This window comes from Streptomyces ossamyceticus (genome assembly GCF_001418475.1).
GTDB classification, from domain to species: Bacteria; Actinomycetota; Actinomycetes; order Streptomycetales; family Streptomycetaceae; genus Streptomyces; species Streptomyces ossamyceticus.
Window position 1 is genome coordinate 1 of sequence record NZ_LIQX01000759.1, and the last position, 4427, is coordinate 4427.

At 70.4% G+C, this 4427-nt stretch carries 3 protein-coding genes and 1 pseudogene; all 4 read right to left on the reverse strand.

The features are described from left to right. Positions 1–73 precede the first annotated feature (73 nt). The gene (locus tag AOK15_RS38185) at positions 74–997 is read right to left on the reverse strand and encodes a carbohydrate ABC transporter permease (RefSeq protein WP_055523426.1); all 924 of its coding nucleotides are present in this window, start codon (positions 995–997) and stop codon (positions 74–76) included. Then, entirely contained in the window at positions 994–2349 is a 1356-nt protein-coding gene (locus tag AOK15_RS38190) for a carbohydrate ABC transporter permease (RefSeq protein ID WP_420877028.1), read from the reverse strand. The genes AOK15_RS38185 and AOK15_RS38190 overlap by 4 nt, the downstream gene beginning before the upstream one ends. A gap of 8 nt (positions 2350–2357) precedes the next feature. Further along, positions 2358–3773, reverse strand: a complete 1416-nt coding sequence (locus AOK15_RS38195) for an ABC transporter substrate-binding protein (protein WP_079058935.1) — start codon at positions 3771–3773, stop codon at positions 2358–2360. A gap of 161 nt (positions 3774–3934) precedes the next feature. Beyond that, positions 3935–4427 (reverse strand): annotated as a pseudogene (locus AOK15_RS38200) (FHA domain-containing protein); the annotation flags it as partial.

Here is a 4427-nt window from a genome sequence, read left to right on the forward strand (position 1 = left end):
TGCGCGACCAGCCACAACGCACCCGCACTCGCCAACGCACCCCCCGCCCACGAACTGGAACGCGCCCGGCGGACTACTTCACCGCCCCCGCCATCACCCCCGACACGAACTGCTTCTGGAACGCGAAGAACACGGCCAACGGGATCACCATCGAGATGAACGCGCCCGGCGCGAGCACCTCGATGTTGCTGCCGAACTGCCGTACCTGCTGCTGGAGCGCCACGGTCAGCGGCTGGGAGCCGGAGCTGGAGAAGACCAGCGCGACCAGCATGTCGTTCCACACCCACAGGAACTGGAAGATCCCGAGGGACGCGAGCGCCGGTGCCGCGAGCGGCAGGACCACCGTCGCGAACAGCCGTACCTCGCCCGCCCCGTCCAGCCGCGCCGCCTCCAGCAGTTCGCGCGGGATCTCCGCGAAGAAGTTCCGCAGCAGGAAGATCGCGAACGGCAGTCCGAAGCCCACGTGGAACAGGACGACACCGATGATGTCGCCGAAGATCCCGAGGTCCCGGAAGAGACCGGACAGCGGGATCAACGCCACCTGCACCGGCACCACCAGCAGCCCGACCACGACCATGAACCACCAGTCCCGGCCCTTGAAGTCCATCCACGCGAAGGCGTATCCGGCCATCGCGCCGATGAGGACGACGAGCAGGGTCGCCGGGACCGTGATCCAGACCGTGTTGAACAGCGCGTCGGTGATCCCGTCGTTCTCCAGGAGCGACTCGTAACTCTTCGTGGTGAGTTGGGCGGGCGCCGAGAACACCTTCCACCAGCCCGACTCGGCGATGTCGGTCGGGTCGCGGAACGACGACACCAGCAGACCGAACGTCGGCACCAGCCAGAACAGAGCCACCAGCAGCAGGAAGATCCGCAGCGCGCCCCCCGCCGCGCCGCTCGCCACCCGGGCGGCCACCGAACGCCTGGCTCGTACGGGCGCCGCGCCCGCGGGGTCCTTCGGGGCCGGCGCCGGGGCCGGGGTTTCGAGGGCGGTCACCGCTGGCGCTCCTTCCGCAGTCGCCGGATGTTGACCCACATCACCGGCAGCACGAGCAGCAGCAGCACCACACCGATCGCGCTGCCCAGCCCGAAGTCGCCTCCGCCGCCGTACGACGCCAAGTAGAGCTGCAGGGCGAGGACGTTGGCCTCGTCCTGGGTCGGCTGCGGCGCGATGATGTAGACGAGGTCGAAGACCTTCATCACGTTGATCATCAGCGTGACGAGGACGACGACCAGGACCGGCGCGAGCAGCGGCACCGTGATCCGGCGGAACACCTGCCACTCGTTCGCCCCGTCCACCCGCGCCGCCTCCAGCAGGTTCCGGTCGACACCGGCCAGCCCGGCCGCGATCAGCACCATCGCGAACCCGGCCCACATCCAGACGTACGAGCCGATGACGGCAGGTGTCACCAGGGTCGGGCCGAGCCACTCGATGCCGTTGTACGGTGCCGCGAAGTTCGAGCCGGGGAGCCGCAGTCGCGCCCCGTCGGCCGACTCCGGCAGGCGGAACGTGCCGTCGGCGCCGCTGGTCGCGGTGGCGACGACCTTCCCGTCCTTCACCGCCTCCACCTTGACGCCCTTCAGCGCCTTCTCGCCCCGGTCGACGGCGCCCTTCTCACCGCCGCCGCCGAGCCGGAAGTCCAGCCAGACGGTTCCGGTGACACCGTTCCCGGTGGGTGCCTTCGCGTCCTCGGGGGCGCCCGGCAGCCGGTTCGGCGCGATACCGACGAGCGGCAGCAGCGCCGGGGTGCCCGCGCGGACGGCGCCCTCCGTGGTGAACGACCCGCCGCCGGACGGCCGCAAGTCGCTGACCTGGGCGTTGGGGCGGGCCTTCGGATACACGGACTCGTCGGCGAACACGTCGTGCACGGACGTCACGACCGCGTTCGCGACGCCCTGGTCCGGGTCCTGCTCGTACACCAGCCGGAAGATGATGCCCGCGGCCAGCATCGAGATCGCCATCGGCATGAAGACGATCAGCTTGAACGCCGTTCCCCAGCGCACCCGTTCCGTCAGCACCGCGAAGATCAGACCGAGCGCGGTGACCAGGGCCGGGGCCACCGCCACCCATATCGCGGTGTTGCGGACGGCGACGAGGGTGGCGTCGTCGGTGAAGATCTCCGCGTAGTTGTCGAGGCCGACGAAGCCCGAGCCGCTCGCGTCGAACAGGCTCCGCCAGACCGAGTACCCGATCGGGTAGACCACGAGCGCGCCGAGCAGCACCAGCGCGGGCAGCAGGAACAGCACCGCCACCCACAGCCGGGTGCCCGTCACGCTCTTGCGCGGTGCGGCGGGCGGTGTCGGCAGCGCGCCGGCACCCCCCGCCGTCTTCGCCACGGCGGACGACATGACGGGCGTCAGCCGTTCCCGTAGGCCTTGGCCGCGTCCGTCTCCAGCTTCTTCTGGGCGCCGGCCACGTTGTCGGGGTTCTTCAGGAAGTCCTGGAGGTCCTTCCACTCGCCGACGCCCTGGGTGCCGCCGAACGCCGCCGGCGCCTGGTCGGACATGTCGAAGCGGAAGTCGTCGCCCGCCGCGAGCAGCGCCTTGGCGATCTCCCGGGTGACGTCGTCCTTGTACGTCCCCTGGTCCATCTCCTTGTTGGGGGAGAGGAAGCCGCCCTGCGCAGCCCAGATCTCCGCCGCGTCGGTCGAGGCGAGGAAGGTGAGCAGAGCCTGCGCGCCCTTGCCGTCCTTCAGCGCCACCGCCGCGTCGCCGCCGGTGACCACCGGGGAGGCGTCGCCGACTGCCGGGAACGGGAAGACCTTGGCGTCCGAGCCGATCTTCGCGTCGGTGTCGCCGTTGATGGTGACGGCCACGAAGTCGCCCTCGAAGACCATGCCGGCCGGGGTGTCACCGCTGAACGTCTGCGTGATCGACTTCGGGTACTCCGTCTGCAGGGCGCCGGACGCCCCGCCCGCGATCAGCTCGTCCTTGCCCCACAGTTCGGCGAGGGTGGTGAGGGCCTCCTTGACGGAAGGGTCCGTCCACTTGATCTCGTGCTTGGCCAACTGGTCGTACTTCTCGGGGCCGGCCTGGGAGAGATAGACGTTCTCGAACCAGTCGGTGAGCGTCCAGCCGTCGGCGCCGCCGATGGAGACGGCCGGGGAGCCGGCGTCGGACAGCGTCTGCGCCGTCCGGAGGAACTCGTCCCAGGTCTTGGGCTCCTCGGTGACGCCGGCCGCCTCGAAGGCCGCGCTGTTGTACCAGACGAGGGACTTGTTGGCGGCCTTCGCGTACACGCCGTACTGCTTGCCCTCGTACGCGCCCAGGTCCTTCCAGCCGTCCGAGAAGTTCTTGTCGAGCTGGGCCAGGGCCTCGCTGCCGAGCGGTTTGATCCAGCCCTTCTCGGCGAACTGGTGCAGTACGCCGACCTGGGGCAGGAACGCCACGTCCGGTGGCTTGCCGCCCTCGATCTTCGTACCGAGGAACGTGGAGGTGTTGTTACCGGTCGGTACGAAGCTCACCGTGGCGCCGGTGCGCTTCTCGAACTCGTCCAGCACCTTCTGGAAGTTGTCCAGTTCCGGGCCGGTGAAGACGGCCGCGACCTCCAGCTTCTGGCCGTCCAGCTTGGGGAGTTGGACGGTCGGTTTGCCGCCGCCGGTTCCCCTGTCGCCGTCGTCACCGCCGTCGTCCCCGCCGCAGGCGGCGAGGGCGGCGAGAGCTCTGGTCGTGGAACTGGAACTGGAGCTGGAATTGGAACTGGACCTTGACCTGGGTGCGGGTAAGGCATCGTGCCCGGTCATCGCGTTGCGTGTACGAAGCGTGCTGCGCATCACTGACCCCGTTCTCCGTGCGTCGTCGAACGTAGAAGCGCTGTCCCGTGCGCTCTGGTCTACGCCGTGCGCCAGGGGGCGGCAAGAGCGCCTGCCCCCTCAACTCCCTGATCGTGACCGCGTCGTGACCATGGGTTGGGTCGGGGGGAGGTGCTTGAGGACTACAGCAGGGACGGTACCTCCGTCGCCGACACCTCTTTCGCCGCGCGGTCCAGGGCGCTGGCGAGGAGGGCCAGGTCCGTGGGGCCGTTGCCCAGTTCGCGGACGGGGCGGCGGGTCGGCGGGTCGCCCATACGGGCCCAGTCGACGGGGACGACGGTGGGCCGCAGGGTCGCCGTGCGGGGGATGCGCCCCGTCACCCGGCCCGCCTGGAACGGGGTGGGGGCCGTCCGCCCCCCGGTGACCAACTCGCCCCGGCCGGGCGACGGTTCGTCCGGCCCCGGCAGCGGCGCGCTGAGGACGATCCGGCCCCCGGCCGCCCGCCCCAGCTCGCTCTCGCCGACCCGGCCCCCCGCACCGGCGGCCACCAGATGCACACCGAGCCGCTCGCCCTCCCGGGCCACGGCCTCCAACGCCCGTACGACCGACCCGGCGGCGGGCCGGCCTGTGGAACCCAGGGGCGGTGACAGCAGCGCGTCGAGGTCGTCGACGATC